This window comes from Kitasatospora sp. MBT66, assembly GCF_000710405.2.
Taxonomy (GTDB): domain Bacteria; phylum Actinomycetota; class Actinomycetes; order Streptomycetales; family Streptomycetaceae; genus Kitasatospora; species Kitasatospora purpeofusca.
Window position 1 is genome coordinate 454,375 of sequence record NZ_JAIY01000006.1, and the last position, 3,155, is coordinate 457,529.

Below are 3,155 nucleotides of genomic sequence, written 5' to 3' on the forward strand. Positions count from 1 at the left end.
GGTCGTTGTTTGAGAACTGCACAGTGGACGCGAGCATCTGTGGCCAAGTTTTTAAGGGCGCACGGTGGATGCCTTGGCACCAGGAACCGATGAAGGACGTGGGAGGCCACGATAGTCCCCGGGGAGCCGTCAACCAGGCTTTGATCCGGGGGTTTCCGAATGGGGAAACCCGGCAGTCGTCATGGGCTGTCACCCATACCTGAACACATAGGGTATGTGGAGGGAACGCGGGGAAGTGAAACATCTCAGTACCCGCAGGAAGAGAAAACAACCGTGATTCCGGGAGTAGTGGCGAGCGAAACCGGATGAGGCTAAACCATGAGCGTGTGAGACCCGGCAGGGGTTGCGCTTGTGGGGTCGTGGGATTTTTCTTGACCGGTCTGCCGGCCGGTCGGCGAGTCAGAAACCGTATGGATAGTCGAAGGACATGCGAAAGGTCCGGCGTAGAGGGTAAGACCCCCGTAGGCGAAATCTGTACGGCTCGTTTGAAGAACTCCCAAGTAGCACGGGGCCCGAGAAATCCCGTGTGAATCTGGCGGGACCACCCGCTAAGCCTAAATATTCCCTGGTGACCGATAGCGGATAGTACCGTGAGGGAATGGTGAAAAGTACCGCGGGAGCGGAGTGAAATAGTACCTGAAACCGTGTGCCTACAAGCCGTGGGAGCGTCGGACATGCAGCTTGCTGTGTGTCTCGTGACTGCGTGCCTTTTGAAGAATGAGCCTGCGAGTTTGCGGTGTGTAGCGAGGTTAACCCGTGTGGGGTAGCCGTAGCGAAAGCGAGTCCGAATAGGGCGATACAGTTGCATGCCCAAGACCCGAAGCGGAGTGATCTAGCCATGGGCAGGTTGAAGCGGAGGTAAGACTTCGTGGAGGACCGAACCCACCAGGGTTGAAAACCTGGGGGATGACCTGTGGTTAGGGGTGAAAGGCCAATCAAACTCCGTGATAGCTGGTTCTCCCCGAAATGCATTTAGGTGCAGCGTCACGTGTTTCTTGCCGGAGGTAGAGCACTGGATAGGCGATGGGCCTCACCGGGTTACTGACCTTAGCCAAACTCCGAATGCCGGTAAGTGAGAGCGTGGCAGTGAGACTGTGGGGGATAAGCTCCATGGTCGAGAGGGAAACAGCCCAGAACACCGACTAAGGTCCCTAAGCGTGTGCTAAGTGGGAAAGGATGTGGAGTCGCAGAGACAACCAGGAGGTTGGCTTAGAAGCAGCCACCCTTGAAAGAGTGCGTAATAGCTCACTGGTCAAGTGATTCCGCGCCGACAATGTAGCGGGGCTCAAGCACATCACCGAAGTCGTGTCATTGCAGCATATAGGGCCAACGCCTGCTGTGATGGGTAGGGGAGCGTCGTGTGCCGGGTGAAGCGGCGGTGGAAACCAGTCGTGGACGGTACACGAGTGAGAATGCAGGCATGAGTAGCGATACAAGAGTGGGAAACTCTTGCGCCGATTGACCAAGGGTTCCTGGGTCAAGCTGATCTGCCCAGGGTAAGTCGGGACCTAAGGCGAGGCCGACAGGCGTAGTCGATGGACAACGGGTTGATATTCCCGTACCCGCTTTGAAGCGCCAACGCTGAACCAGGTGATGCTAAGGCCGTGAAGCCGGCCCGGAGTCTTCGGACAAAGGGACGTGGTGGAGCCGCTGAACCAAGTCTGTACTAGGTGAGCGATGGGGTGACGCAGGAAGGTAGTCCAGCCCGGGCGGTGGTTGTCCCGGGGTAAGGGTGTAGGGCGTTGTGTAGGCAAATCCGCACAACAATAGCCTGAGACCTGATGCCGAGCCGATTGTGGTGAAGTGGATGATCCTATGCTGTCGAGAAAAGCCTCTAGCGAGTTTCATGGCGGCCCGTACCCCAAACCGACTCAGGTGGTCAGGTAGAGAATACCGAGGCGTTCGGGTGAACTATGGTTAAGGAACTCGGCAAAATGCCCCCGTAACTTCGGGAGAAGGGGGGCCATTCCTGGTGACGGCACTTGCTGCCAGAGCTGGGGGTGGCCGCAGAGACCAGCGAGAAGCGACTGTTTACTAAAAACACAGGTCCGTGCGAAGCCGTAAGGCGATGTATACGGACTGACGCCTGCCCGGTGCTGGAACGTTAAGGGGACCGGTTAGCTCTGATTCGTCGGGGCGAAGCTGAGAACTTAAGCGCCAGTAAACGGCGGTGGTAACTATAACCATCCTAAGGTAGCGAAATTCCTTGTCGGGTAAGTTCCGACCTGCACGAATGGCGTAACGACTTCTCGACTGTCTCAACCATAGGCCCGGTGAAATTGCATTACGAGTAAAGATGCTCGTTTCGCGCAGCAGGACGGAAAGACCCCGGGACCTTTACTATAGCTTGATATTGGTGTTCGGTTCGGCTTGTGTAGGATAGGTGGGAGACTTTGAAGCCGTGACGCCAGTCATGGTGGAGTCGTCGTTGAAATACCACTCTGGTCGTGCTGGATGTCTAACCTGGGTCCGTGATCCGGATCAGGGACAGTGTCTGGTGGGTAGTTTAACTGGGGCGGTTGCCTCCTAAAGAGTAACGGAGGCGCCCAAAGGTTCCCTCAGCCTGGTTGGCAATCAGGTGTTGAGTGTAAGTGCACAAGGGAGCTTGACTGTGAGACTGACGGGTCGAGCAGGGACGAAAGTCGGGACTAGTGATCCGGCGGTGGCTTGTGGAAGCGCCGTCGCTCAACGGATAAAAGGTACCCCGGGGATAACAGGCTGATCTTCCCCAAGAGTCCATATCGACGGGATGGTTTGGCACCTCGATGTCGGCTCGTCGCATCCTGGGGCTGGAGTAGGTCCCAAGGGTTGGGCTGTTCGCCCATTAAAGCGGTACGCGAGCTGGGTTTAGAACGTCGTGAGACAGTTCGGTCCCTATCCGCTGTGCGCGTAGGAGTGTTGAGAAGGGCTGTCCCTAGTACGAGAGGACCGGGACGGACGAACCTCTGGTGTGCCAGTTGTCCTGCCAAGGGCATGGCTGGTTGGCTACGTTCGGGAGGGATAACCGCTGAAAGCATCTAAGCGGGAAGCCTGCTTCGAGATGAGCACTCCCACCTCCTTGAGAGGGTAAGGCTCCCAGTAGACGACTGGGTTGATAGGCCGGATATGGAAGCCCTGTGAGGGGTGGAGTTGACCGGTACTAATAGGCCGAGGGC

Annotated in this window: 1 rRNA gene; it reads left to right on the forward strand. The window is 57.0% G+C overall.

The annotated features are described in order from the left end of the window. The first annotated feature begins 41 nt into the window (after positions 1 to 41). Positions 42 to 3,155: ribosomal RNA gene (locus tag BI06_RS55505) — 23S ribosomal RNA — on the forward strand.